The organism is Streptomyces changchenzhani (assembly GCF_039766235.1).
Lineage (GTDB): Bacteria > Actinomycetota > Actinomycetes > Streptomycetales > Streptomycetaceae > Streptomyces.
The window spans coordinates 1-25,187 of the sequence record NZ_JBDHNH010000024.1; the positions used below are offsets into that span (position 1 = coordinate 1).

The window sequence follows — 25,187 nt, forward strand, 5'->3', positions numbered from 1 at the left end:
GGCAAAAAATCTGCTGCCCCCTTCATGCTGACTCCAATCCGTCAGCAAGTGTCGACGTAGACGGCCAACGGTGGAATTGCTTCGTGTGTAGCCGGAGCGAGGACAGCTATGCGGTGATCATGAGGGAGAGGAGCTGTAGCTTCATTGAAGCCCAAGAATTTGCACGTGCCGAATTCGGTGGAGGCAGCCAAGACGTACCACCAGACGTACCAGGGGAGTCCGGCCGATCAGTACGTGACGGCTCGCGGGCTCGGGGAAGCAGCCGGCACGTTCGGCCTGGGCTACGTCCATTCGGCGGCACCTGGTCATGACCGCTACGCGGGGATGCTGGTAATTCCCTACCTCCGCCCCGCTGGTGGCGAGGACGGAGTTGCCACCGTTCGGTTTCGCTGTATCGCAGACGAATGCGTGAAGGCACCTGATGGCAGGTACTTCTTCGAGACAGGGCAGAAGGAACAGCACGACCACAAGGGCGGGAAGTACCGAAGCCTTCCGGGAGACCCGCCCAGGCTTTACAACACGGCAGCCCTTATCGAGTCCAGCCCCGTCCTGGTGCTGGTTGAGGGCGAGTTCGACACTCAGTCGTGGTCCCTGGCTGGTGTCCCTGCTGTAGGTGCGCCGGGCACAGGCACATGGCGGGACTACTGGACTCCCGCCCTTCTCGGCTACGAGACCGTATTCCTTATCGCCGAGGACGGACCTGGCCTGACGTTCATGGACGAGCTGGCGAGCACTCTGCCCAATGGGCAAGTCATCCAGATGAACGGCCATGACTCAAACGCGGTGTTTCTCGACTATGGGCCTGTGGGCCTCAGAGAACGGATCGGGCTGTGAAATACGGGGTTGATGGAAAAGTCCGGGTGGTTAGGGGAGTCGGGCAGTTCAACGGCTACAGCGGGCGGGTGCTCACGGTTAACGCCCTGTCGACAGCGCCGTACCCATACGGCGTGAAGATCCACGTCAACGGGAAAGCGAAAACGCTCAACATGGCCGAAGACGAGATCGAACTCATCGAGCCGTCAAAGGCGGATGGAGAACAATCCGCGGTGGACCATCCAGGTCATTACACGTGGCTGCCGAACGGCCTTGAGGTCATCGACCTGACGGAACACCTGAACTTCTGCCGAGGCAACGCAGTGAAGTACCTCGCTCGTGCTGGCCGCAAGGGGCACGGCACTGAGTTGGAAGACCTCAAGAAAGCTCGCTGGTACATCGACCGCGAGATTCAGCGCACCGAGAAGGAGCAGGGTAAGTGACGAGCACGACCGTTTCGAAGGTCACCCAGGAAACTCTTCTGTCCGCACTTCAGGAAGTGGTGAAGGAGAACCCGCAGAGGGTCTACAAGGCCCCTCGCCACATGGACGTGCACGGATCAAATGCGTGCTTCTACGTCCACCTGGATGAGGAGGGTGCGCAGGTCGGTGCCGGCTGCATCGTCGGCACTGTGCTCCACCGTCTCGGCGTTTCCCTTGAGGCGCTGCGGCGGGTCGAGGGTCTGGGGGTTCAGGGAGCCCTGAGCGGCCTCGGCCTGAGTGGTGATCAGCTCATGTGGCCCCGGCTCCGACGCATCCAGATATCCCAGGACAAGGGCTCTACGTGGGGCGAAGCGTACGCCGCCGAGTTCGGGGAGATGGCGTGATGGTGACCGCTACTCAGACCGAGATCACCAACGAGACTGCACTCTCCACACTGCGTCAGGTGGTTGCGGAGAGGCCGGAACATGTCTACTCCCCGCCTGAATACATGCGCTCGGGCCCGGATGACAATTCCTGCTTCTACGTGCACAAGGACGTAGACGGCTCGATCGTCGACTCTGGGTGTGTCGTCGGGGTCGCTCTTCACCGTCTCGGCGTTCCTCTTGAGGCGCTAGTGAAGTACGAGGGTTTGCCGGCGAGGGCTGTGCTGCACCGAATTGCGCCGCGTCTATCGGACCGGACGAATGAGCAATTCAATGACATGCAGATACGTCAAGACGCGGGGGACGCATGGGGGCTGGCATACGCGAAGGCGACGGGGGAGCACATTTGAAGCACGGAATAGCTGGTGATATTCGTAGGTGCGCCAATTGCGGTAAAGATATTAGCGGGGGTCATTGGAACAGAAAGTTCTGTGACATTTATTGTCGAGGTGTTGCCTACGGCCAAATCAACAAAGAGAAGGCGAAGCAGTGGCGGGAAAACAATCCAGAGCGGGCGGCGTCTGCGGATCTCCGGAACCACCTTCGCAACAAGTTCGGACTCACGCTAGAAGACTACGAAGCAATGCTGGTAGTCCAGGACCGGAGGTGCAAGATATGTCTGAGAACCGCAGGTGAGGCAGACAGGTGTTTCAAGCGCCTTGGGGTAGATCATTGCCATAGCACAGGAAAGATTAGAGGGCTCCTCTGTCGGTCCTGTAATGCGGCAATCGGGCAGCTTCAGGACAGTCCACGGATTATCAAGCGAGCGGCGGCCTATCTGGAGGGTCAGCTATGAAACGCGTTGTTGTGCTGAGTGACCTACAGGTTCCGTACCACGAGCCAAAGGCGCTGAACAACCTCATCAGCTTCATCGGTGAGTACCAGCCGGACGAGCTTTACCAGATCGGGGACCTGAATGATTACGAAACCCCGAGCCGCTGGAACGAAGGCACGCGCCTTGAATACTCACAGCAGGTGCGGTCAGAATCGGACCTGACGAAGCGTAAGGTGTTCGCCCCCATCCGAGAGGTGTACGCAGGTCCCTTCGGAATCCTGGAGGGTAACCATGACTTGCGTCCCCGCACCTACCTGTCTGCGAAGGCACCGGCCTTGGCCGAGTACGCCCCAGACTTCCATTTCTCGAAGTTGCTCGACTTCGACGGCTTCGGTATCTCACTGACCCCCGCCTTCCACAAGGTGGGGCCGGACACCGCACTGATTCACGGTCACGAGATCAAGGGCCTATCCAGCATCGCCGGCACGACTGCCTACGGGCACGCGAGTAAGGCCACTACCAACCTCGTCATGGGTCACACTCACCGGCTCGGCGTTCGCCGTCACGGCCCCAGCCATCTCGGGGGGATGCGCTGGGGGTTCGAGGTGGGTCACATCATGGACCCACACAAAGCGCAGTACCTAGGCCCTGGAGCGATTGCCAATTGGCAGTCAGGGTTTGGAATTCTCTACGTCGGGGATCACGAAGTTTCCCCGTATCCCGTTGATATCCGTCGCGATGGATCTTTCGTCGTAGAGGGCGAACGGTTTGGAAAAGTCATGCGGGGTGCCGGAGGGCGCTTCGCGAAAAAGGGGGGTGCTGCATGACTGAGATCGACTGGGCTCATGTAGCTGAGATCGCAGATAGGACGGCAAGCTCATTCGCAAGGACTTGGCGGATCATAGAAAAGGACGACTGCAAGCAAGCTATTTTGCTGCACGCCTATGAGCGTCGAAAGATGCTCGAAGACAACTACAACGACGACTTCCTTCGAATGTTCTGCAAGAAGGCTGGCAATCAGTACGCCTCAAAGGAGCGCGATGCGCGCGACGTTGAGGATGGGACTTACTACTACACCCCCGATGAGGCGAAGTTGGCGCTAGCCAGCTTCATCTACTCAGACGAAGAACTGGGGCAGATGCTTGGTCGAGCCGACGACCTTCTGTCTTGTCGCATCACTGACAATCTCGTCTCCGCCCGGCTGGACGCCTCCATTGCGCTGAACCGACTTACCAAGAGTCAGCGTGAAGTGTTGACGCGGCGGTACGTCTACGGGCTCCCCTTCCGGGACGACACCGAGCGTAAGGCGAGCAACCGCAGCCTTGAGGCTCTTGCTCGGCAGATGAACAGGGACCTGCGGAAAGTGAGTTCGTGAGTTGCTTCGTGAAGACAGTCCAGGAGACGAGTCGCCAAGACCTTGTCTGTCCACTGTTCAGGGAGCGGTATCCCGCAAGTATCTGCCGGGCGCTTCATCGTGACGACTCCTCCACTGTGCCGAAGCACGAATACCTCTGTGACGCTGAACCAGCCTAAGGAGATTGACAGTTGACCTTCCCGAACCCATTCGACGGAGCCTCACCGTGGGGCGAGTCGGAAACTCCCAAGGAGATAAAGCCTATGACCGAAGCTGTCAACGCTGGTACCCCAAACAAGTTCAAGATCGGTATGACCTTCAAGGCCGCCGCTGGCTATGACGCGGAATGGCTGACACCGACCGTGTACGGGCAGAGTGCCGACGAAGTCTCTACGAATGCCGTGGACCTCATGAAGTCGCTCGCGGACAAGGGGGTTATTGAGCTGGCCTCCCATGCGGCAAAGAAGGTCCGAGAGACACACCAGCCGTCAGCCGGCAAGCCGGGCGGTGCGGCCCCCAAGACCTTCCAGGGCGGCAAGGTCCAATCGCCGTCTGCGGGCCCTGCGGGCGACAACTGCCCTCACGGCAGGACCTTGCGCGAGGGCCAGGGGCAGAACGGGCCTTGGGGCGCGATGTTCTGCAACGCACCGAAGGGCAGCAATTGCGATCCACTGTGGCGGCAGAAGGACGGCTCTTTCAAGTAAGAGCTAACCGCTTTACGTAGGCACCTGACAGGGGGCCGGGGATTCCTCGGCCCCCTTTGCTTTGCCTTTTTGCGTTTTTAGCGGCGTTCGTCGCCGTGAACGGGGGTGGGGGATTCTCAAAATACTTGACCTTTACTGCTGCCAGGGCGGAGCAGGGATGGGGTACAGCAACGCAGGCTTTCGCGTTGTAGGCGTGGACATCGTTCGTCAGCCTCGGTACCCGTTCGAGTTCGTACAAGCGGAGGCAATTCAGTTCCTCCTCACGTACGGGCACCGCTTCGATTTCATCCACGCTTCACCGCCATGCCAGCTCTACAGCAAAACCCAGCGCATTCGACAGAACGAACACCCGGATCTACTGGGGCCCACCCGTGTAGCTCTTAACGCTATCGGAGTTCCGTGGGTAATCGAAAACGTCATGGGTGCCGAGGACCAAATGAACAACCCCGTGATGCTTTGTGGTGCCCACTTCGAACTTCACACGTACCGCCATCGACTCTTTGAAACGGGAGGGTGGGAGCTAGCACAGCCCGAGCACCCTGCGCACGAAAAGCGCCAAACGAAAATGGGTCGCAGGCGCAAGCCCGGTGAGATGGGAATCTACGTCGGCAATTTCATTGGCGTTGACGACGCTAAGGAAGATCTTTCTGTTCCGTGGATGAGCCGAGAGGGAATCCGCGAGTGCATTCCGCCTGCCTACACGGAGTACGTAGGAAAGGCGTTCATTGAACAACGAAAGTAGGCGAGGGGAGGTTCCTTGCGGCAGCTTGCTTACAGACTCAAAGGCCAGCCGGTAGCCATCCGGGTTGTCGAGACTGAGAGGGACCTCTCCGAGTTCGAGGAGTTCATCTCACGCAATCGAATACTCGGCTTCGATACGGAGACGACGGGGCTCAACTGGTGGGCACCTGATTTCCGGTGCCGTCTAGCTCAGTTCGGCACTGGATCAGAGACATGGGTCATTCCCGTGGAGAGGGGCCCCGCTTTCGCTGAGGCGGTACGCAGGGCCCTTTTTCGTCTTGAGTGGTTGGTGGCCCACAACGGGACCTTTGATCTTCACGTGGTGGAGGCCACGCTAGGAATCCCCATGGAGGAGCTTGCTCCGAAAATGTGGGACACCAAACTCCTTGCGCACCTTGTAGATCCGAGGGCGGTCAAGGAAAGCGGGCCCGGTCTCAAGCTGGAAGAACTTACCAAGTTCTATATCTGTGTGACTACGGCCGATGAGGTCAAGGGGTCGATGTCCGCTATTGCCAAGCGGTACAAGACTACGAAAGAGAAGATCTGGCCACTGGTCGAGCTTACCGATTCTGAATACCTGCTCTACGCGGGTATGGACCCGGCTCTTGCTTACAGGCTTTTTCAGATCCTCTACCGGCTCGTACCAGCTCGTTCCAAGTCTCATGGGCTCATCGGTTGGGAGCATCAACTAGCCCACGTCACGGCCAAGATGGAGCGAACTGGCTACCTCCTGGACGTCGAATATGCCGAGAAGCGGTGTTCGGAACTCTCGGCCTCTCAGCAGCAGTGGGAAGCGGTTGCTAAGGCGTTCGAGGTCGAGAACGTCAACAGCAACCAGCAACTTATTGAAGCCTTCACCGGTCTTGGTGTGCAGCTCACTAAGCGAACCAAGCCGAGCAAGAATCATCCTAAAGGTCAATTGGCCATGGATGACGACGTACTTACTGGGCTGAAACATCCTCTGGCCGATGCTGTTGTGAGGGCGAAGAAGGCCGGCAAGTGGCGGAAGACCTGGTTTGAGCGGGCGCTGAACGGTCGAGATGCTGACGACCGTGTCCACGCGTCAATCAATTCTCTCCAGGCGCGCACGTCTCGAATGAGTATTTCCGGGAGTATCCCAGCGCAGACGTTTCCCTCGGGTGACGGCTACGTACGTCACATGTTCTTGGCTGATGAGGGGCATCTCTCGTGCTCTATCGACTTCGGCAACATGGAGTTGCGCTACCTCGCTGCGTTCTCTCGTGACCCGACGATGTTGAACGCATTCCTCAACGGCCGGGACCTGCACCAGATCACCGCTGATGCTGCGGAGGTCGCTCGCAAAATCGGCAAGATGGCCAACTTCCTAACCGTGTATGGCGGGGGTTGGGCTGCTCTAATGGAGCAAGCCCATGTCGACGAGGAAACGGCCCGGAAGGTCCTGCAAGCCTTCGCCAGGACGTATCCGGGAGTTGGGGCCTTCGGTAAACGGCTTGCAGATGAAGCCCGCAAAACCGGTTTCGTTTACACAGCTACGGGCCGCCGCCTGCCTGTCGACCCTGGTAAGTGGTTCCGGGCTCTCAATTACTACGTTCAGGGCGGAAGTCGAGACGTTACCGCTCGGGCACTGCTGGAGTTGGATAAGGCGGGGTTCACGCCATACATGCGCTTGCCGATCCATGACGAGATCGTCTTTAGCTTCCCGGAGAAGGATGCAAAGGAGATGTCTCGTGAGGCGGCGAAGCTCATGGAGTTCAGCGTCCAAGGGCTGCTGATTCCGGCTGATGCCGAGATCGGGCAGCGTTCTTGGGGAAGTGTCCTGGAACTTGAAGCAAGCAAGCACTAAGGAGAAGCGAATGGGCGAGAAAGAGAACGAGAAGCTTGAGCCTGCGGGTTCCTTCGAGGAGCTGATTTCGGGCATCGAGACGCAGATGAACGCCGACCGACTTCACAAGCAGGGAGCGTATGCAGTCACCGCGGCTCGGATTTCCGGAACAGTTCTAACTGAGGCCGTGGCCTCTGGAGTTCCGCACGAACTTGCTAAGGAGATGGCATCCGACACGTGGGACTCGATCATGGGATTCCATCAGATCGTGGAGGACAGCGACAGCGGGGAGGCGGTCTAGCCATGGAGATGGAAGAGCGCTGTTCCGACCTGCGTAAGGAGCTGAGGGGCTTGCCCTATGCCTCCATCGTTCCAGACCGAGGGCCAAGCGTGAAGTATCACGTGGGCATTGGGCGTGCTAAGGCGGCTGTGTCTTGGGAGCGCGCCTCTCGATACAGCCCGCAGACACGGGAGCTCGAATACCGGGGTGTACGAGGTGGAGAGGTCTACGAGCGGGCTCCGCTCGGTACCGGTTGGAAGCTGCTCTACCGAATCGAGGCAGGCACTATGCCCGATGATCTGCCCTGGAAATGAGGACTGCTGATGGACCTGGAAAACGATTGTGAGTGAGCCTCGCTCTGATCGTCCCTCCTGGGACGCATGGGCTCTGGGCATTGCTGACGCGGTAGCTCCTAGGGGGGACTGCACCCGCTCACGGGTCGGTGCGGTCCTCCTGGACCGAAGGCGGCGCGTAGTCATGTCGGGAATGAACGGCACTGTTCCGGGGGCCCCTGGCTGCCTGTCAGGTGCGTGCCCGCGAGGACGGACCACGTACGAGCAGATACCTGCCGGCAGCGACTACGGGAATTGCATCGCCATCCACGCAGAGGAAAACCTTCTGATCCATGCCCGGCGTGAAGACCTGGAGGGCGGCACGGTCTACATCACCCGTGCGCCCTGCTACAGGTGCCTTCCTCGCCTTCAGGCCGCAGGAGTTTTCCGAGTGGTTTGGCGCACGGAAACGTACTGGGAAGCCAAGGTTCTTGACTGGGGGAGGAAGCCGTGAGGGGCGGCAGCAATGTTCTGATGACGCCAGATCAGGTAGCAGATGTGTTGGGTGTGACGAAGAGGTCTCTCATGGACTCGTACCGAAGGTGGGGTATCCCGTTCGTGCGTGTGGGCAAGCACATACGCTTCCGAACTCGCGACCTGGATACGTGGGTTGACCTCAACACGGAAGGTCGATAGCGTCACGGGACGCAACTAACCCATCAACATGTGGAGGCCCGACCAGCGTGGCGACCATCAAAAAGGAAGACTGCCCGTGCCCTCGTCGAAAGAAGTCGACGTGCCCGCACAAGCCGTACCGGGTGACCTATCGGGAGCCGGGCGGGCGGTCAGGTAAGCCGCGTCAGGTCTCGTTCAAGAAGTCGGACGACGCGGAAGCTTTTGCGGTCAAGGTCGAGCGGGACAAGGACTTGGGGACGTACCTCAACCCCAAAGCAGGGCAGCGGACTTTCCAGAGTGTTTGGGAAGAGTGGGTGAGTGCTGGCAGTTTGGAAGAGTCGTCAAAGGCCAACTATGCCAGTGTGTACCGCAATCACTACGGCCCCGCCTTCGGAAGCCGGACCATCGGCAGCATAAATCCCGAGATGATTAACGCTTGGGATGCGGCGCAGAAAGAGAAAGGCTACAAGGTCAACGGCATGGCCGTGCGGCGAAGCGTCCTCTCCAGCGTCTTCAACTACGCGGTTAACGCAGAGATCATCGGCCGCAACCCCTGCCGCAAGGCAAACCCGCGTAAGAGACAGGGCCTCACAACATCTGCCCCTGTGCGTGACGAGGACATTCCCACCAAGGCCGAGGTGCTGGGAATCATTGCCGAAGCTCCGAAGCTGATCCGCGCCGGGTTCTGGTCCATGGCAGGTTGTGGGTGCCGTCCAGGCGAGGCGCTGGCTCTTGCTGAGGATTCGATGGATTGGGACCGGGGGATTCTGACCGTCGACCACCAGGTGTCGGCGTTTGGGTGTCAGGAGATCTCGGGGTACCGACGCGGGGTGAAGCGAGGTACGAAGCACCGCGATTTTGATGAAGCCAGGAGGACCCCAGTTGCTGAATCCATCGTGGGGACGTTCCAAGATCACTTGGACACGTTCGGCTCCTGGGGTGACCGGGGGTGGTTCTTCGAGTCTCCTCGTCTCCCCGACCGCCACCCGTCCTATGACTGGTTCCTGGACACGTTCAAGGCCGCCGCGAAGGCTGCGGGCACCCCGCAGTACACGCCCAAGAGCTTCCGGCACTTCTTCGTGTCTGAGGCGATCCATGAGGGCATCCCGCTGTTCGAGATCGCCTCATGGGTGGGGCACCGGACGACACGCACAACCGAGCTGGTCTACGGGCACATGGTGCAGCGCGCCTTGGAGCGAGGAGCCCGGACGGTGGAAACCCGTCTTGGCCTCAACCTCCGGCCCTTCCAGGGGGTCATCACGCCCCCTCGGCTGGTCCCACTTGAGGAAGACGAGGAGGCGGGAGAGGACGAGGCCGCCTAGTGGCTCGATGTGACGACGTGTAGACCTGGTGCAGACTTCGAGCCCAGAAAGGCCACCCCGTTAGGGGTGGCCTGACTCGTCTCGGGTGTTGAGGATGTTTACTCCTGAGAACACTGCTGTGGGGCAGCCGTGAGACACGGAAGCTACCTGGCCCGGTTGGGCCTTTCCGCAGTTGAAAGCCCCTCCCAGGACGTACGTCTGGGGCCCTCCGACGGCCCTGAGAGACCCCCAGAACTCAGGGGTTGTTCCCTGATAGGCAACGTCCCGGAGCTGCCCGGCAAGACGGCCATCCCGGATCGCGTATGCCCTCTGTTGTGTGAACTGGAAGTTGTACCGCTGCATGTCGATCGACCAGGACCGGTCGCCCACGACATAGATGCCGCGCTCGACGCCCCCGATCAGGTCTTCCGTCGACAGACCGCCGGGGTCCGGCTGGAGCGAGACATTCGCCATGCGCTGCACGGGCACATGGCCCGGGGAGTCGGCGTAGGCGCAGCCGTTGGACCGCCCCAGGCCGGTCAGCTTCGCGATGCGCCGGTCCAGCTGGTAGCCGGTGAGCGTGCCGTCCCTGATCAGGTCCCAGGACTGCGCCTCGACGCCCTCGTCGTCGAAGCCGACCGTCGCGAGCCCGTGCTCGGCGGTCCTGTCACCGGTCACATTCATGATCGGCGAGCCGTACGCCAGCTTCCCGAGCTGTTCGAAGGTGGCGAAGGAGGTCCCGGCGTACGCCGCCTCGTACCCCAGCGCCCGGTCCAGCTCGGTGGCGTGCCCGATCGACTCGTGGATGGTCAGCCACAGATTGGAGGGGTCCACCACCAGGTCGTACGTGCCTGCCCGGACACTCGGCGCGCGCATCTTCTCGGCGAGCAGCGACGGGATCTGCTCCAGCTCGGTCTCCCAGTCCCAGCCGTTGCCCCGCAGGTACTCCCAGCCGCGTCCCACTGGCGGGGCGATCGTGCGCATCGAGTCGAACTCACCGGTCGTCGCGTCCACCGCGACCGCCGTGACCTGCGGATGCAGCCGCACCCGCTGCTGGGTGGTGACGGTGCCCGCCGTGTCCGCGTAGAACTTGTTCTCCTGCACGGTCAGCAGGGAGGCATCGACATGCGCGACGCCGTCGGCGGCCAGCAGCCGCGCGCTCCATTCCGCGAGCAGCCCCGCCTTCTCCTCGTCGGGCACCGCGAACGGATTGATCTCGTACGAGGACACCCAGGTCCGGTCGGCGTGCACCGGCTCGTCCGCCAGCTCCACGCGCTCCTTGGACCCCGCGGCCTTGATCACCTTCGCGGACAGCTTGGCCATCGCCACGGCCTGGCCCGCGACCCGCGCCGCCGCGTCCATGGTCAGATCCACGCCGGAGGCGAACCCCCAGCTGCCGCCGTGCACCACCCGCACCGCGTACCCGAGGTCCGTGGTGTCGGAGGAACCCGACGGCTTGGCGTCGCGCAGCCGCCAGGACGCGCTGCGCACCCGCTCGAAGCGGAAATCGGCGTGATCGGCGCCGAGCGCGCGGGCCCGCGCGAGCGCTGCGTCGGCGAGCGCGCGCAGCGGCAGCGCCGTGAACGCTTCGTCGATGGAATGAGGCACGGATGACTCCTGTCGTCGGGACCGGACGCCTCCGATGATGTCGCGCCGCAGGGCCCCTTGCCCACTACTTCTGTAGGGACCCGACAGTGAGTTCTCCAAGGCGCTGTCAGAGCTCGATTCTCCGTACAACGTCATCTACCGATAGCTTCGATCAGTACCCGACCGCTATCGAAAGGGTGTCTGTTGAGCCGCTCGGTTCTCGTCACCGGAGGAAACCGGGGCATCGGCCTCGCCATCGCCCGCGCTTTCGCCGACGCCGGCGACAAGGTCGCGATCACCTATCGCTCAGGCGAGCCGGCGGACCTCGAAAAGCTGGGGTTCCTGGCCGTCAAGTGCGACATCACCGACACCGAGCAGGTGGAGCAGGCCTACAAGGAGATCGAGGAGAAGCACGGTCCCGTGGAGGTGCTGGTCGCCAACGCCGGCGTCACCAAGGACAAGCTCCTCATGCGGATGTCCGAGGAAGACTTCACGTCCGTCCTCGACACCAACCTCACCGGCGCCTTCCGGGTCGTCAAGCGTGCCAACCGCGGCATGCTGCGCGCCAAGAAGGGCCGCGTCGTTCTGATCTCCTCGGTCGTCGGACTCCTCGGCTCGGCCGGGCAGTCGAACTATGCCGCCTCCAAGTCGGCCCTGGTCGGCTTCGCACGGTCCCTCGCCCGTGAGCTCGGCTCGCGCAACATCACTTTCAACGTCGTCGCACCCGGGTTTGTCGACACCGACATGACCAAGGTGCTCACCGACGAGCAGCGCGCCGGCATCGTCGCCAATGTGCCGCTCGGCCGGTACGCGCAGCCGGAAGAGATCGCCGCCGCGGTGCGCTTCCTCGCGTCCGACGACGCCTCGTACATCACTGGAGCCGTCATCCCGGTTGACGGCGGATTGGGCATGGGTCACTGATCACATGAGCGGAATTCTTGACGGCAAGCGCGTCCTCATCACGGGTGTGCTGATGGAGTCCTCCATCGCCTTCCACACCGCCAGGCTGGCCCAGGAGCAGGGTGCCGAAGTCATCCTGACCGCCTTCCCCCGGCCCACGCTGACCGAGCGCATCGCCAAGCGGCTGCCCAAGCCCGCCAAGGTCATCGAGCTGGACGTCACCAACACCGAGCACCTGGACCGCCTGGCGGACCTGGTCCGCGCGGAGCTCGGCAGCCTCGACGGAGTGGTGCACTCCATCGGCTTCGCCCCGCAGGACGCGCTCGGCGGCAACTTCCTCAACACGCCGTTCGAGTCGGTCGCCACGGCGATGCACGTCTCGGCGTTCTCGCTGAAGTCGCTCGCGATGGCCTGCCACCCCCTGATGAGCAGTGGCGGCGCGGTCGTCGGCCTCACCTTCGACGCCCAGTACGCCTGGCCGCAGTACGACTGGATGGGCCCGGCCAAGGCCGCGCTGGAGGCGACCTCCCGCTACCTTGCCCGTGACCTGGGCAAGGACAACATCCGCTGCAACCTGATCTCGGCGGGACCGATCGGCTCGATGGCCGCCAAGTCCATCCCGGGCTTCTCGGACCTGGCGGACGTGTGGAACCACCGCTCCCCGCTGGCCTGGGACATGGCCGACCCGGAGCCGACCGGCCGCGGAGTCGTGGCGCTGCTCTCCGACTGGTTCCCGAAGACGACGGGCGAGATCATTCACGTGGACGGCGGGCTGCACGCCGTCGGCGCGTAACCCTTCACGGATTCCGCGGGAGCCGATCCGGCGGACGCAGTCCGGCGCAGCCGTGCGAAGCCCGTGAGGCCCCCGGGGCCGAGCGGTGCGAGTGCCGCGTCAAGAAGGGGAAGCCGCGCGTCCGTCCAGCAGACGGCGCGCGGCTTCTGTGCGCCGTGGGTCGACCCTGATGCGTACGCCGTCGAAGTCCGGGCCCCGGGTCGCGTCCAGTGCCATGCGGGACGTCGTGCCGTCCGCCGTCGACGACGGGTCGAGCGGGCTGCCCGGCAGCCCGTCGACCGTGAACACGTCGCGGTGCGGCTGCAGATGGGTGGCCATCGCCCACAGGACCTGGGAGTCCATGGTGACATCGACGTCCTCGTCGACCGCGACGACCGTCTTGAGGTACGGGTCCCAGCCCAGCAGCCCGAGCATGATCTGCCGTGCCTGGCCGGGGCGGCTCGCGCGCAGCGCCACGTACGCGTGGAAGTGCGTGCCCGACGTCGGGTAGTGCAGCGCCGTGACCTCGGGGAAGCGGTCCATCAGCTTTTGCGCCATCTCCGATTCGCGCGGGATCCGGGCGAGGTTGAGGTGCTCGGCGGTGTTGCCGCCCACCACGTCGAGGAGCAGCGCGTCCCGGCGGCGCAGCATCGTAGCGACGGTCAGGACGTTGTTGGTGGAGCGGTCCGACGAGTACCCGGAGAATTCACCGAACGGGCCCTCGGCCGCCCGCCGCGCCGGGTCGATCACCCCCTCCAGGACGATCTCGGCGCTGGCCGGCACCCTGATTCCGTACTCCGGTGTCCGTACGACCTCCAGCGGAGCCCCGAACAGGCCGCCCGCGACGGTCCGTTCGTCGGTGTCCGCGCCGACGCGCGCCGAGGCGGCGAGCATGAACAGCGGATGCGCGCCCACCACCATCGCCACCGGCAGCGGTTCACCGTGCTCCTCGGCCAGCCGCAGCAGCTGCCACAGATGACCGCGCGAGTGCAGGCTGGTGGCCAGTTCATTGCGGCTGTGGATGAGCGAGCGGTGGTAACTGAGGTTGCCCGCACGGCCGGTGGCGTACGACGGGGCTTCGGCCGTGATGATGCCGCTGGTGATGTACGGGCCGCGGTCCGACGCGAAGTGCTGGATGAGGGGGAGCGCGGTGAGGTCCACCGCGTCGCCCGAATCGACGACGCCGAGGACCGGCCCGTCCGCGACGACACGCGGCTCGCAGCGCCGCGCGGACGCGCGCTGGTACGCCCGGTGCAGTCCGGCGGGGTCGGCGCCGAGCAGCCGGCCGATCCGGCGCCGGGAGGCGAAGACGTTGGTGACCAGCGTGGTCTCCAGACCGGCCACCCGGGCGCAGACCAGCATCTCGTCGCGACCGCGCACCGCGAGCTCCATGGCCAGCGCCGCCACGTCCTCACCGTCGATCCTGTCGTCGATGTTCAGTACGTCCTCGGGGTGCCGGGCGGCGTACTCGCTGAGAAAGACCCGCAGATCCTGCGAGGCCCCTGGGGATCGAGCGGGCTCAGTGGTCACAGCAGACCCCCGCCTTCCGGTCCACCGTGAACAGCTCGCCCCACTCCGGCGCGCTCACCGTCAGCCCCAGCAGATCCAGCCCGGTACGGATCGCGACCCGCGCCCCGTCGTACACCGGCTTCCCCAACTCCCGCTCCACCAGCGCCGCGACCGGCGCCACCGGCAGCTCGGTGCCCGCCACCACGACACACTGCGCGTCCAGCGAATCTGCGCCGAGCAGCAGCTTGCGCACCCGCGAGACCGGCAGCTCCGCAGCCTCGCGCGGCGTGCCGAGACCGAGCGCCGTCACCGAGGCGATCTTGAATCCGGCCGCGAGATACGTGTCCGCCAGGCGGCCCGCGACCTGCTCGGAGCCGGGCGCGATCAGCGCCAGCGAGATGATGTCGCGCCGCGCGAGCAGATCGAGCTGGCCCAGCGTGACGGTGGACGCCCGTACGCCCGTCACCTCCTCGATCCAGCGGGCCACGGCCCGCCCGTGCGCCGCGCCGTGCAGATCGCTCGAACTGCCGCCCCACACCACCGCGTCCACTCCCGCGTCGGCCAACAGCCGTGCCGAGCGCGTCAGTTCGGTGGACTGGGACGGGGCGAGCGACGGGCCGCTCAGCACTTCGGGCAGCGCGGCCCGCCCGACGGGCTGGGCGGTCTCGATGGAGACCGGCTTGCAGATCTGGGCCGCCCAGCGCTCGACGCCGATGCCGGTGGACGGAACGAGATGACCGATGCGCTGCATGGGATTCCATTTCTCGTCTGCTCGCCGCCGGGCGGGCTCGGAACCAAGCCCGCCCGGCGGCCGAGGACATGCGGCCACAAAAGCCGCATCCGGGGGCTACGCGCGGGACGCTGCGGGCGTGTCCAGCGAGGCGTAACTGTCCTTCAGGCGCAGCTGCGCCTCTTCCTGGTCGCGCGGCGGGGGAGTGGGCTCGATGCCCAGCAGCTTCGCGGTGTTGTTGCCGAGGTAGCCCTCCAGGTGTTCCTCGGAGAGGTTCATGCCCTGCGGCGGCGGGCCGCAAAGAACCTCCAACTCCCGTGCCCACATGCCGGGTTCGTTCGGCGGTGAGTCGGTCCCGAAGAGCAGCTGGTGCTTCTCCATCTGCTGGGCGAACTCCACGATCCGCGACTGGAGCAGCCAGCCCGACTCGCCGTACACATTGGGGGAGTCGAGGATCATATAGAGCGCCTCGAAGCAGTACACCCCGCCGGTCTGCACCCCGAAGTGCCCCAGGATGAAGTTGACGTTGGGGAACTCGCGAATGATCGGATAGAACTGCGTCGGGATCGAGTACGGCCCGTCGCCGGTGTGGATCAGGACGAGGATGCCCAGCTCGTCACAGACCCGCAGAACGGGACGCAGCCAGTCCAGCGCCCGGTCGGGGCGGTAGGCATGCATGTTGGCATGCAGCTTGAGCATCTTGTAGCCGTATTCCTTGACATGGAATTCCAGCTCCTTCGCGCCGTTCTCGGGCCCGAAGCGCGGGTTGTACATGAAGTTCCCGATGAAGCGGTCCGGGTACGTCGTCACCAGCTCGGTGATGTACGCCATGTAGTCGCGGATGCCTTCGCGTCCGCCGCGCATCCCGTCCTGCCACACGGTGTTGCCGGGCGGGGGCATGATGCAGCCGTAGTCGATCCGGCGCGGCTTGCCGTTGATCATGTACGGGCCGTCCATCATGGCCAGCGTCCGCTCACCGGTGAACGGTTCGCCGTCGTGCCTCCAGGCCTGGTCCACGACGTTCGTGGGGTGCATATGGGTATCGATGATCAAGGTGCTGTTCCTTCCCAGCTGGTTCTGGTCGTATGTCGGATGACCGTGGTGAACCGTCGGGGGACCCGGGGGCGGGCCCGCATCACCTCCCTTCGCCGGAGCCGTCGTTGATGAAGCCGGCCCGGCCGATGAAGTCGTCGGGCCGCACCGGCACCCTGGCCAGCTCCAGGCCGGTCGCGTCACGCAGCGCGTTGGCGATGGCCGGTGTGGAGGACAGGGTCGGTGGTTCGCCCACCCCGTTCAGGCCGTACGGCGAGTCGGGGTGCGGCAGTTCAAGAAGGTCGATGGGCACGGACGGCATGTCCGCGATGGTGGGGATGAGGTAGTCGGTGAAGGACGGATTGAGCACCCGGCCGTCCTTGACGCGCAGTTCCTCCATCAGCGCGAGGCCGAGCCCCTGCGCGCTGCCGCCCTCGATCTGCCCCTCCACGGCAAGCGGATTCATCGCCTTGCCGACATCCTGCGCGGTGGCCAGCTCGACCACCTTCACCAGGCCGAGGTCGGTGTCGACCTCCACGACCGCCCGGTGCGCGGCGAACGCGAACGCGATATGGGCGTCGCCCTGCCCCTGCTCCGGGTCCACCGGGAACGTACGGCGGTGGGAGAACTCGTACTCCGCCTCGATGGGCCCGTCCGCGAGCAGTTTCTCCGGCGGACCGCCGCCACGGGCCTCCAGCTCCTCCCGTACGGCCCTGCACGCGCCCCGGACCGCGCCGCCGCTCATCCAGGTGATCCGGGAGGCGGACGCCGACCCGGCGTCACCGACCCGGGTGTCGGCCGGCAGCACCACCACGCGCTCAATGCCCAGCTCGGTCCTGGCAATCTGGGCCTGGACGGTGACGATGCCCTGGCCGCACTCGGCGGCGGAGGTGTGGATCTCGGCCACCGGCTCGCCCCCGACCAGGGACAGCCGGACCCGGGCCACCGAGCGGTCGTCGACGCCGCCCGAGAAACCGATCGCCTTCACCCCGATCGCATAGCCGACGCCGCGCCTGATGCCCTCGCCGTGCGTGGTGTTGTTCAGCCCGCCGGGGAGGGCGAAGGTCCCCTCGGGTGCGGGCGGCAGCGGCCGGTCCCGCAGCCGCTCAAGCAGCTCGGCGGCCGGCGCGGGACCGTCCACCGCCTGGCCCGTCGGGAGCACGGTGCCCGTCGTCATCGCGTTGCGTATCCGCAGCTCCACCGGGGGGATGCCGAGCGCGGCCGCCAGCTTGTCGAGGTTCGACTCGACGCCGTAGCAGGACTGCACAGCCCCGAAGCCGCGCATCGCCCCGCACGGTGGATTGTTGGTGTAGACGGAGAAGCCGTCGATCTCGACATGCGGTACGTCGTAGGCGCCCGCCGCGAAGTACGAACCATTGGCTATGACGACCTGCGAGGTGGAGGTGTAGGCGCCGCCGTCGAAGAGCAGCCGGGCCTTGACGTAGACGATCCTGCCGTCCCGTGTCGCGCCGTGCTCGAACCACATCTTCGCCGGATGCCGGTGCACATGCCCGAAGAAGGACTCCTCGCGGTGGTAACTCATCTTCACCGGCCGCCCGGTGCGCAGCGCGAGCAGCGCCGCGTGGATCTGCACCGAGACGTCCTCCCGGCCGCCGAACGCCCCGCCGACCCCCGACAGCGTCAACCGGACATTCTCCGGCGGCAGTCCGAGCGCCGAGCACATCTGCCGCTGGTCGTCGTGGATCCACTGGGTGGACACATACACATCCACGCCGCCGTCCTCGGCCGGGATCGCCAGCCCCGACTCGGGTCCCAGGAAGGCCTGGTCCTGCATCCCGACCTCGTACACCCCCGAGACGACCACCTCGGCGAGGTGCTCGGCGGCCGCCATGTCGCCGTGCCGGATGCGGACATGACGTACGACATTGCCGCTCTTCCCGTCGACCCGCCGCTCGTGCACCAGCGGGCCCGAACCCCGTACTGCCTCCTCGGGATCGGTGAGCGCGGGCAGCTCCTCGTACTCCACCTCGATCAGGCGCAGTGCGCGGCGCGCCGTCTCGGGATGGTCGGCGGCCACCAGCGCGACCGGCTCGCCCTGGTGACGCACCCGGCCGGCGGCCAGCACCGGCTGGTCGGCGACCTTCATGCCGTACAGCAGCCGGCCAGGCACGTCCTCGTGCGTGAGCACCGCCACGACGCCGGGCAACTCGCGTGCCCTGGTGGCGTCCAGCCGTATGATCCGCGCCGAGGGATGCGGGCTGCGCAGGGTCGCGCCCCACACCATGCCGTCCATGCGCAGGTCGGAGGAGTATGCGAAGGCCCCCTTGACCTTCAGGCGGCCGTCGGGCCGCAGGACGCTCTCGCCCACCCCCTGCCGGATGCCGGTAGCGGTACTCACGATCGATCACTTCCCTTCCATGGAACGGGGGGGGGCGGTACGACGTGCGGTGCTGCGGTGGTGCGGTCGTGTCCTGATGTGGCGTACGTGCTATTCGACGCTCCGGAATCCCGCCGCCGGGGTATCGGGCGCCGGCCCGTTCGCCACCGCCTGCGACAGCCGGATCCGCAGCCGCCTGATGTGCTCACGGGCGGCCAGCTCGGCGGCGTCCGGATCGCCTGCCGTCATCGCCTCGAAGATCCGGCGGTGCTCCTGGACGGCGAGGCGCGGTGCCTCCGGGCTGCGCCACAGCGAGTGCAACGCCAGGTGCGCCTTGCCCTGGATGGTGTCGAGAGCGGCGGTGAGATGGGTGTTGCCGGCGACCTCGCGGATCAGGCGGTGGTACGCCATGTCCATCTCGATGTGGGACTCCTCGGCGGAGTCCGAGGCCACCACCTGCTCGTGCCGGTCGAGCAGATCACGCAGCTCGGCGACCCTGGTGGCGTCGAGCCGCTCGGTGGCGAGCCTGGCGGCCAGGCCCTCCATCACCTCGCGCACCACGTACAGCTGACGCACGTCCTCGACGTCGACGGTGGAGACCACCGCACCCCGGTGCGGGACGTGGGAGGCGAGACCGTCGTGGATGAGGCGCTGCACCGCCTCCCGCACGGGGCTGCGGCTGATGCCCATCCGGGTGGCGAGCGCCGGTACGGAGAGGGCGTCGCCGGGACGCAGCCGATTGGCCAGTACGGCGCTTCTGAGCTCGTCGTACGCCCGGTCCGCCAGCAGGGTTCCTGCCGCGACCGGATTGACCGCACTCTCTGCCGACATGCCCGCCCGTCCCTTCTCGCGCTGCTCTCACGCTCTGTCCTTGCGAACTTTATGTTGCATGTAATGTTCAGACCCGTCAACGCCTCGCGCAGTCTTCTCTGCTTCCTCAGGGCCCTTCTTGCGGCCCGGCAGGCGCAGATGGCGGAAAAACAGGTTCAGCAGTACCGCGGTGAGCGTGCCGAGGATGATGCCGCTCTCGAAAAGTGCATGCAGTTGCCGTCCCGGCATCTGGTCGGCGAACTGCGGGAACGCGGTGGGCAGGAAGCCGATGCCCATGCTCGCGGCCACCACGATGGTGTTGCGCTGGTCGGTGAGGTCCGCCTGGACCAGGATCTGCACCCCGACCACAGCGATCGTCGCGAACAGCACGATCGTCGCGCCGCCCAGCACCGAGGCGGGCATCGAGGAGACCACCGCGCCCACCTTGGGCACCAGGCCGAGCACCATCATGATCACGCCGGACGAGGCGACGATCCAGCGGCTCTTGACCCGGGTCAGTCTGATCAGCCCGATGTTCTGCGAATAGACCGTGCTGGGAAAGGAGTTGAGAACGCCGGCCACCGCCGTGGCCAGGCCGTCCGCGCGCAGCGCCCGGGTGATCTGTTTGCCGTCCACCTCACGGCCGACGATCTCGCCCACCGCGAAGAACTGCCCGATCGACTCCACCGCGATGATGATCATCACCATGAAGATCGAGAGCACCGCGATCATCTCGAAGCGCGGTGTCCCGTAGTGCAGCGGAGCGGCCATCCCCACCCAGGACGCGTCCCCGATCCCGGAGAAGTCCGTCCTGCCCGCGAGCGCGGCCACCAGGGTTCCGACGAACAGCCCCACCAGCACCGCCACAGTGGCCAGAAAGCCCCGCGAGAACTTGTGCAGCAGCAGAATGACGACGAGCGTCACCGCGGCCAGGCCCAGATGCGCGGGGGAGCCGAAGGTCTCCTGGCTCGGGTCGCCGCCGCCCACCTGCCGGGCCGCCACCGCCAGCAGCGTGATCCCGACGATCGTCACGATCGTGCCCGTGACCAGCGGCGGGAAGAAGCGCACCAGCCTGCTGAAGACCGGCGCGATGACGAACAGCGCGAGCCCGGCGGCGATCACCGCGCCGAAGACCGTCGGCAGCCCCGCCTTCGCCCCGCCCGCCGCGAGCCCCACCGAGACGAGCGAGGGGACGGCGGTGGTCGATGTCCCCTGCACCACAGGCAGCCGGATACCGATGCCCGGCAGCCCCACGGACTGCAGCAGCGTGGCGATACCGCAGGTCAGCAGGGAGGCGTTGACGAGCAGCCCGATATCGTCCCCGCTCAGGCCGATCCCCTCGGCCACCAGCAGGGGCATGACCACGGCCCCCGCGTAGAAGGCCAGCACGTGCTGAAGCCCGTACACAGCCAGCCGCCACGCGGAGGGCACCGCCTCCACGGGGTCGACTTCCTTTGCCGGTACGGAGTTCGTGGCCGCTGCGGACTTCGTGGCCGATACGGGACCGGCTCTCCCGGCGGCGTCGCTTTCCTTGCGTGACATGTGCGTCTCCCTCCACCCGGCGGCCCATGGCGCGCCGGGGGTTCTTGTGTGCGCATGTACGGGGGCCGCGGACGGGCAGCCAGAGTGGGGCGCGGTGGGTCTGTCGGGCAGTGGTCAGTGCCGCCAGGCGGCGGTCAGCGCGCCGAGGCCGGCCCGCTCCACCAGCCGTTCGGCCCGCTCCTGCGCCTCGGCGAACAGCGCCTCCTCGTCGACCAGCACACAGCGGCCGTCCTCGAAGACGACCCGGCCGTCGACGACCGTCATCTCCACGTCGGAGCCGCGCGCGGAGTAGACGAGGGCGGCCACCGTGCGGTGCAGGGGCCGCAGATGCGCGCGGTCCAGCGCGACCACGACGAGGTCTGCGGGTGCGCCCACCGAGAGGTGCCCGGTGCCGGTGCCCGCATAGCGGCCGCCCTCCCGGGTGGCCAGTTCGAGCGCCTCCTCGCAGCGCGCCGCCGCCGGGTCCAGGGTGTGCTGGCGCTGGCCGAACAGCGTCTGTTTCATCACCTCGAACATGTCCTGGCGGTGGCCCGCGCTCGGGCCGTCGGTGCCCAGCGCCACCACCGCGCCCGCGTCCCGCAGCTCACGCAGCCGCATCACCCCGGACGCCAAGTAGGCGTTGGACGCGGGGTTGTGGGAGACGCCGGCCCGCCGCTCGCCGATGTGCTTGATCTCGGCCTCGTCCAGCCACACGGCATGGGCGAGTGTCGCGCGCTCGTCCAGCAGCCCCTCCTGGGCCAGCCACTGGACGGGCCTGACGCCGTACGCCTCCAGATAGCTCTCCGGATCCTTGGCGCCTTCGCTGCAGTGCGTGTGCCAGCGCGTGCCGAACTCGGCGGCGAGCTCGGCCGCGCCCCTGACCAGGTCCTGGTCGACGTAACTCAGATTCAGCGGCGCGGGCCAGATCTCCACCATGGAGTGCGGCGGGCGGCGCTCCATGCACTCGCGGGTGAGCTCGATCTCCTCGTCGACGGAGTAGCGGAAGAGTGCGTGGGGCAGGCCGCGGGCGGCCGCGACCGCCGTCCTGTGGCCGATCATTCCGCGCGCCACGGCGCCGCGCAGACCGGTGGATTCGATGGCGCGGGCGACCGCGAGCACGGTCTCGGGGTCGGTCGGCGCGTAGTGGTTGTCGATCACGGTGGTGATGCCCGAGCGCAGTGCCTCCACCGCGCCGAGCGTGGCCGCGACCCGGGCGTCCTCGGGGTCGACGGCTATGGAGTACGGCCACATGAATTCGCACAGCCACGGCCAGATGGACAGCCCCTCACCGAGGCCGCGGGCCAGTGCCTGGAACAGGTGCGTGTGGCCGTCGACGAAGCCGGGTACGACCGCGCGCCCCCGGCAGTCGACCGTCCGGGCCGCCTGCCAGGCGGCGTCGACCTCCACCGCCGGGCCGACCGCCGCGATCCGGTTGCCGATGACCGCCACCGAGCCGGGCTCGTACACGGACCGTGGGCCGTCCACAGTCACCACCCGTCCACCGGACAGCAGAAGGTCGCATTGCATGGGTCCTCCAGAGGGGGTGCAGGTGCGGAGTCGATGGCATGTTCAACATTGCATGTAACATATTCAGGCCACCGAGCCTGTCAACCCTCTGCACGCGATCTCTCGAATCGATCTCGAATCTCTGTCGATCCGAGTCGCCGATCCTGCCGGTTCGAGTCCCCGAGTCGAAAAGACCGGCGACTCACCGCAGACTATGGAAACCGGGATATACCCGGCGCTCTGTGGGGAGGAGGTGAGGGCGTTTGCGCCCGTCATGCCGTCGAGCGGCAGCTCTCGCAGTGTCCACGGTCGCGCTGGCCGGACTGACCGGCCCGGCCACCACGGTTCAGGCGGCCCCGGCGGTGCCCGCGCTTCTCGCCCCGGCCGATCCCGTACCGGCCCCCGCACCCGCCCCCGAGGCCCCCGGCGCCGAGCGCCCGATGAAGCCCGCCCCCTTCGGCTCCACCTGCCGTACGTCGGTCGAGGGCTCGCAGGTCGTCGCGTACTGCCACAATCCGTATCCCGAGTCCGACCAGGTGCGGCTGCACACCGAGTGCGACCGCTGGTGGGACATCGACGCGGACGGCCGGCCGGTCGAGGTCGGACCCGCACAGACGGTACGGCTCACCGACCGCTGCTGGAAGGAAGTCCGGTCGGCGTGGGTCAGCCACGGACGGATCTGACACCGGGCCCAAGGCCGACCGGGCGCCCTGGCGGATGTCGAGCAGCCCGTTCTACGCCCGCTCCCCGAGACACTTCAAGGAGTAACCCGCTGCCTCGGTGGCGGCCGTCTCCGTGTCACCGGCCCGGATCGCCTCGACCAGCCGCGCGTGATCCATGTGGTCCTCCGGCCGCAGCTCCTGGCCCACGTCGTCGCGCAGCCAGTCGCGCAACAGGTCGCCCAGGTCCGCGTACAGCCCGATCAGGACGTCGTTGTGCGAGGCGGCGACGATCGCGAGGTGCAGCGTCGCGTCGGCCGTCACGAAGTGCTCGGCGTCGCCCGAGGCCCATGCCTGCTCACGCCGCGCGAGCAGGACGTCCAGCTGTCGTACGTCGCGCTCGGTACGCCGCTCGGCGGCCAGCCGGGCGGCCGAGCACTCCAGTGTCGAGCGCAGCTCCGCGATATGGCGGGGATCGGCGTCCGCGAAGCGGCGGTGCATCACCCCGGCCAGCTCGCTGGTGGCGATGACATACGTGCCCGAGCCCTGGCGGATGTCGAGCAGCCCGTTGTGCGCGAGCGCGCGGACCGCCTCGCGCACGGTGTTGCGGGCCACTCCCAGCTGCTCGACCAGTGCGGGCTCGGTCGGGATGCGCGAGCCGACGGGCCACTCGCCCGTGGTGATCTGGTTGCGCAGCTCGGTGATCACCTGGTCGGCCAGTGCCGAACGCCGGGGAGAGGTCAGCGGCATGGTGCTCCTCGTCTCGGAAAACGTGTCGGAAAACGTGTCGGAAAACGTCGCGGGAATCGTCGAGGGAATCGAATCGTCTCGGGAATCATCCTGGGTCGGGGGAAGCGATTGGACAACCAATCATCCCATGATTCTATGATGGCTCCATGCCCGAAGACGAGACCCGGACCCTGAGCCCCGCCCGCACGGCGCCGGCCACCCCCGCAGAGCCCCCCGCCGCCACACCGCGGCGGCCGGTGTGGATCACCCGGCTCGTGGTCGTCGGGCTCGTCCTCGCCGCTCTCAACCTCCGCCCGGCCATCACCAGCCTCGGCCCGCTCCTGGAGGAGGTCCGCACTGGCCTCGGTATGAGCGGCAGCCTGGCCGGCCTGCTGACCTCCGTACCGCCGCTCTGCTTCGCGATCTTCGGCCTCACCGCCCCCCGGCTCGCCCGTCGCTTCGGCCCCGGCGCGATCATCTGCGCCGGCATGGTGGCGATCGCCGCGGGCCTGGTGCTGCGCCCCTTCGCGGGCGGCACCGTCGGGTTCCTCGCGGCCAGTGCGCTGGCCCTGATGGGCATCGCCGTCAGCAACATCCTGATGCCGGTCATCGTCAAGCGCTGGTTCCCCGACCGCGTCGGCTCGATGACCGGGCTCTACTCGATGGCCCTGGCCCTCGGCACCGCGCTCGCCGCGGCCGCCACGGTTCCCATGACCCAGGCGCTGGGCGGCAGTTGGCAGACCGGCCTCGCGGTCTGGGGCGGCCTCGCCGCCGTCGCCGTAGTGCCCTGGCTCGTCCTCGCCCGCCACCGCAGCACCGGGGCCGCCGCGGCACGGAGCGCGACACAGGGGCAGGAGACGACCGGCCTCAGGATCACCCGCAGCCCCACCGCGTGGGCGCTGGCCTGCTTCTTCGGCCTCCAGGCCACCGCCGCGTACATCACCATGGGCTGGATGCCGCAGATCTTCCGCGACGCCGGGGTCTCGGCGGGCACGGCCGGTGTGCTGCTCGCCGTGACCATGGCGATGGGCATCCCGCTCGCTTTCGTCATCCCGCGCGTCGCCTCCCGCATGCGCACCCAGGGCCCGATCGTCGTCGTACTCGGCCTGTGCGGACTCATCGGTTACGCGGGCCTCTTCCTCGCCCCCGCTTCGGGCGCCTGGGCGTGGGCCGTCCTGCTCGGCGTCTCCAACTGCGCCTTCCCGCTGGCCCTCACCATGATCGGCATGCGCACCAGGAGCGGCGCCGGAGTCGTCCGCCTGTCCGCCTTCGCGCAGAGCACCGGGTATCTGATCTCCATCCCCGGTCCGCTGCTCGTCGGCGTGCTCTACCAGCACAGCGGCGGCTGGGGCCTGCCGATCGGCCTGATGGCGGGGCTGATGGTGCCGCAGATCGTGGTCGGCATCCTGGCCGGACGCAACCGCACCATCGAGGAAGAGCTGCGCTGATCCTGTCGGCGTACGCCCGGACCCGGCCGGATCGGGGCGTACAAAGGGTGCGAGACTGAACG

General features: G+C 66.1%; 27 protein-coding genes. 18 read left to right on the plus strand and 9 right to left on the minus strand.

What is annotated here, in order from left to right:
* The first annotated feature begins 8 nt into the window (after positions 1 to 8).
* From ABCR94_RS39355 to ABCR94_RS38250, 14 genes are all read left to right on the plus strand, one after another.
* Positions 9 to 311 (plus strand): CHC2 zinc finger domain-containing protein, encoded by a 303-nt coding sequence (locus ABCR94_RS39355; RefSeq protein WP_521978769.1) that lies wholly within the window; start codon positions 9 to 11, stop codon positions 309 to 311.
* Positions 235 to 834 carry a topoisomerase gene (locus ABCR94_RS38190; RefSeq protein ID WP_521978753.1) on the plus strand — a complete coding sequence of 200 codons (600 nt, stop codon included), beginning with the start codon at positions 235 to 237 and terminating at the stop codon, positions 832 to 834. Before ABCR94_RS39355 ends, ABCR94_RS38190 begins: the two co-directional genes overlap by 77 nt.
* A complete protein-coding gene (locus tag ABCR94_RS38195) occupies positions 831 to 1,256 on the plus strand; it encodes a DUF3310 domain-containing protein (protein WP_347126031.1) in 426 nt (141 codons plus the stop codon). The genes ABCR94_RS38190 and ABCR94_RS38195 overlap by 4 nt, the downstream gene beginning before the upstream one ends.
* Positions 1,253 to 1,639 (plus strand): hypothetical protein, encoded by a 387-nt coding sequence (locus ABCR94_RS38200; protein WP_347126032.1) that lies wholly within the window; start codon positions 1,253 to 1,255, stop codon positions 1,637 to 1,639. Before ABCR94_RS38195 ends, ABCR94_RS38200 begins: the two co-directional genes overlap by 4 nt.
* Before the next feature lie 346 nt (positions 1,640 to 1,985).
* On the plus strand, positions 1,986 to 2,474 hold the full coding sequence (locus ABCR94_RS38205) for an endonuclease VII domain-containing protein (RefSeq protein ID WP_347126034.1): 489 nt from the start codon (positions 1,986 to 1,988) through the stop codon (positions 2,472 to 2,474).
* The gene (locus tag ABCR94_RS38210; RefSeq protein WP_347126036.1) at positions 2,471 to 3,280 is read left to right on the plus strand and encodes a metallophosphoesterase; all 810 of its coding nucleotides are present in this window, start codon (positions 2,471 to 2,473) and stop codon (positions 3,278 to 3,280) included. Before ABCR94_RS38205 ends, ABCR94_RS38210 begins: the two co-directional genes overlap by 4 nt.
* Entirely contained in the window at positions 3,277 to 3,828 is a 552-nt protein-coding gene (locus tag ABCR94_RS38215; protein WP_347126038.1) for a hypothetical protein, read from the plus strand. Before ABCR94_RS38210 ends, ABCR94_RS38215 begins: the two co-directional genes overlap by 4 nt.
* Positions 3,829 to 4,070: 242 nt before the next feature.
* On the plus strand, positions 4,071 to 4,511 hold the full coding sequence (locus ABCR94_RS38220) for a D29-gp49 family protein (protein ID WP_347126039.1): 441 nt from the start codon (positions 4,071 to 4,073) through the stop codon (positions 4,509 to 4,511).
* 157 nt (positions 4,512 to 4,668) lie between these two features.
* Positions 4,669 to 5,253: an SAM-dependent methyltransferase gene (locus ABCR94_RS38225; protein ID WP_347126040.1), complete on the plus strand. Its 585-nt coding sequence runs from the start codon at positions 4,669 to 4,671 to the stop codon at positions 5,251 to 5,253.
* A gap of 15 nt (positions 5,254 to 5,268) precedes the next feature.
* On the plus strand, positions 5,269 to 7,077 hold the full coding sequence (locus ABCR94_RS38230; protein ID WP_347126041.1) for a DNA polymerase: 1,809 nt from the start codon (positions 5,269 to 5,271) through the stop codon (positions 7,075 to 7,077).
* 10 nt (positions 7,078 to 7,087) lie between these two features.
* Complete coding sequence (locus ABCR94_RS38235; RefSeq protein WP_347126042.1) at positions 7,088 to 7,357, plus strand: hypothetical protein; 270 nt, start codon at positions 7,088 to 7,090, stop codon at positions 7,355 to 7,357.
* A gap of 321 nt (positions 7,358 to 7,678) precedes the next feature.
* On the plus strand, positions 7,679 to 8,122 hold the full coding sequence (locus tag ABCR94_RS38240; RefSeq protein WP_347126043.1) for a deoxycytidylate deaminase: 444 nt from the start codon (positions 7,679 to 7,681) through the stop codon (positions 8,120 to 8,122).
* A 20-nt stretch (positions 8,123 to 8,142) separates the two neighbouring features.
* Positions 8,143 to 8,304: a helix-turn-helix domain-containing protein gene (locus ABCR94_RS38245; RefSeq protein WP_347126080.1), complete on the plus strand. Its 162-nt coding sequence runs from the start codon at positions 8,143 to 8,145 to the stop codon at positions 8,302 to 8,304.
* A gap of 47 nt (positions 8,305 to 8,351) precedes the next feature.
* Positions 8,352 to 9,605 carry a tyrosine-type recombinase/integrase gene (locus ABCR94_RS38250; RefSeq protein WP_347126044.1) on the plus strand — a complete coding sequence of 418 codons (1,254 nt, stop codon included), beginning with the start codon at positions 8,352 to 8,354 and terminating at the stop codon, positions 9,603 to 9,605.
* A 60-nt stretch (positions 9,606 to 9,665) separates the two neighbouring features.
* Here the strand turns inward: ABCR94_RS38250 and ABCR94_RS38255 are convergent, their stop codons facing one another.
* Positions 9,666 to 11,192 carry a TldD/PmbA family protein gene (locus ABCR94_RS38255; protein WP_347126045.1) on the minus strand — a complete coding sequence of 509 codons (1,527 nt, stop codon included), beginning with the start codon at positions 11,190 to 11,192 and terminating at the stop codon, positions 9,666 to 9,668.
* A gap of 183 nt (positions 11,193 to 11,375) precedes the next feature.
* On the opposite strand from ABCR94_RS38255, the gene fabG reads away from it, so the two are divergent.
* Positions 11,376 to 12,092, plus strand: a complete 717-nt coding sequence (gene fabG, locus ABCR94_RS38260; RefSeq protein WP_347126046.1) for a 3-oxoacyl-[acyl-carrier-protein] reductase — start codon at positions 11,376 to 11,378, stop codon at positions 12,090 to 12,092.
* A gap of 4 nt (positions 12,093 to 12,096) precedes the next feature.
* Positions 12,097 to 12,864, plus strand: coding sequence for an enoyl-ACP reductase FabI (gene fabI / locus ABCR94_RS38265; RefSeq protein ID WP_347126047.1), 768 nt, complete (start codon positions 12,097 to 12,099; stop codon positions 12,862 to 12,864).
* A 99-nt stretch (positions 12,865 to 12,963) separates the two neighbouring features.
* Here fabI and ABCR94_RS38270 read toward each other — a convergent pair whose 3' ends face one another.
* The 7 genes from ABCR94_RS38270 to ABCR94_RS38300 form a co-directional block, all read right to left on the minus strand.
* Positions 12,964 to 14,373, minus strand: a complete 1,410-nt coding sequence (locus tag ABCR94_RS38270) for a UbiD family decarboxylase (RefSeq protein ID WP_347126048.1) — start codon at positions 14,371 to 14,373, stop codon at positions 12,964 to 12,966.
* Complete coding sequence (locus tag ABCR94_RS38275; RefSeq protein WP_347126049.1) at positions 14,363 to 15,103, minus strand: maleate cis-trans isomerase family protein; 741 nt, start codon at positions 15,101 to 15,103, stop codon at positions 14,363 to 14,365. Before ABCR94_RS38275 ends, ABCR94_RS38270 begins: the two co-directional genes overlap by 11 nt.
* Before the next feature lie 96 nt (positions 15,104 to 15,199).
* Positions 15,200 to 16,135 (minus strand): amidohydrolase family protein, encoded by a 936-nt coding sequence (locus ABCR94_RS38280; protein WP_347126050.1) that lies wholly within the window; start codon positions 16,133 to 16,135, stop codon positions 15,200 to 15,202.
* An 82-nt stretch (positions 16,136 to 16,217) separates the two neighbouring features.
* Positions 16,218 to 18,473, minus strand: coding sequence for a molybdopterin cofactor-binding domain-containing protein (locus ABCR94_RS38285; protein WP_347126051.1), 2,256 nt, complete (start codon positions 18,471 to 18,473; stop codon positions 16,218 to 16,220).
* A gap of 90 nt (positions 18,474 to 18,563) precedes the next feature.
* A complete protein-coding gene (locus ABCR94_RS38290; protein ID WP_347126052.1) occupies positions 18,564 to 19,283 on the minus strand; it encodes a GntR family transcriptional regulator in 720 nt (239 codons plus the stop codon).
* 27 nt (positions 19,284 to 19,310) lie between these two features.
* Entirely contained in the window at positions 19,311 to 20,804 is a 1,494-nt protein-coding gene (locus ABCR94_RS38295) for a nucleobase:cation symporter-2 family protein (protein ID WP_347126053.1), read from the minus strand.
* Positions 20,805 to 20,918: 114 nt separating this feature from the next.
* The gene (locus ABCR94_RS38300) at positions 20,919 to 22,310 is read right to left on the minus strand and encodes an amidohydrolase family protein (RefSeq protein ID WP_347126054.1); all 1,392 of its coding nucleotides are present in this window, start codon (positions 22,308 to 22,310) and stop codon (positions 20,919 to 20,921) included.
* Positions 22,311 to 22,552: 242 nt separating this feature from the next.
* On the opposite strand from ABCR94_RS38300, the gene ABCR94_RS38305 reads away from it, so the two are divergent.
* Entirely contained in the window at positions 22,553 to 22,972 is a 420-nt protein-coding gene (locus ABCR94_RS38305; protein ID WP_347126055.1) for a hypothetical protein, read from the plus strand.
* A 51-nt stretch (positions 22,973 to 23,023) separates the two neighbouring features.
* On the opposite strand, the gene ABCR94_RS38310 is transcribed toward ABCR94_RS38305, so the two are convergent.
* Complete coding sequence (locus ABCR94_RS38310; RefSeq protein ID WP_347126056.1) at positions 23,024 to 23,698, minus strand: FadR/GntR family transcriptional regulator; 675 nt, start codon at positions 23,696 to 23,698, stop codon at positions 23,024 to 23,026.
* A gap of 146 nt (positions 23,699 to 23,844) precedes the next feature.
* On the opposite strand from ABCR94_RS38310, the gene ABCR94_RS38315 reads away from it, so the two are divergent.
* Positions 23,845 to 25,125: a CynX/NimT family MFS transporter gene (locus tag ABCR94_RS38315; RefSeq protein ID WP_347126057.1), complete on the plus strand. Its 1,281-nt coding sequence runs from the start codon at positions 23,845 to 23,847 to the stop codon at positions 25,123 to 25,125.
* The last annotated feature ends 62 nt before the right edge of the window (positions 25,126 to 25,187 follow it).

Coding starts and splice junctions, on each gene's coding strand:
- ABCR94_RS38205 (WP_347126034.1), top strand. CDS start 1,986: ATGGGGGCTGGCATACGCGAAGGCGACGGGGGAGCACATTTGAAGCAC.
- ABCR94_RS38210 (WP_347126036.1), top strand. CDS start 2,471: ATGAAACGCGTTGTTGTGCTGAGTGACCTACAGGTTCCGTACCACGAG.
- ABCR94_RS38215 (WP_347126038.1), top strand. CDS start 3,277: ATGACTGAGATCGACTGGGCTCATGTAGCTGAGATCGCAGATAGGACG.
- ABCR94_RS38220 (WP_347126039.1), top strand. CDS start 4,071: ATGACCGAAGCTGTCAACGCTGGTACCCCAAACAAGTTCAAGATCGGT.
- ABCR94_RS38225 (WP_347126040.1), top strand. CDS start 4,669: ATGGGGTACAGCAACGCAGGCTTTCGCGTTGTAGGCGTGGACATCGTT.
- ABCR94_RS38235 (WP_347126042.1), top strand. CDS start 7,088: ATGGGCGAGAAAGAGAACGAGAAGCTTGAGCCTGCGGGTTCCTTCGAG.
- ABCR94_RS38245 (WP_347126080.1), top strand. CDS start 8,143: ATGACGCCAGATCAGGTAGCAGATGTGTTGGGTGTGACGAAGAGGTCT.
- fabI (WP_347126047.1), top strand. CDS start 12,097: ATGAGCGGAATTCTTGACGGCAAGCGCGTCCTCATCACGGGTGTGCTG.
- ABCR94_RS38275 (WP_347126049.1), bottom strand. CDS start 15,103: ATGCAGCGCATCGGTCATCTCGTTCCGTCCACCGGCATCGGCGTCGAG.
- ABCR94_RS38290 (WP_347126052.1), bottom strand. CDS start 19,283: ATGTCGGCAGAGAGTGCGGTCAATCCGGTCGCGGCAGGAACCCTGCTG.
- ABCR94_RS38295 (WP_347126053.1), bottom strand. CDS start 20,804: ATGTCACGCAAGGAAAGCGACGCCGCCGGGAGAGCCGGTCCCGTATCG.
- ABCR94_RS38300 (WP_347126054.1), bottom strand. CDS start 22,310: ATGCAATGCGACCTTCTGCTGTCCGGTGGACGGGTGGTGACTGTGGAC.
- ABCR94_RS38310 (WP_347126056.1), bottom strand. CDS start 23,698: ATGCCGCTGACCTCTCCCCGGCGTTCGGCACTGGCCGACCAGGTGATC.
- ABCR94_RS38315 (WP_347126057.1), top strand. CDS start 23,845: ATGCCCGAAGACGAGACCCGGACCCTGAGCCCCGCCCGCACGGCGCCG.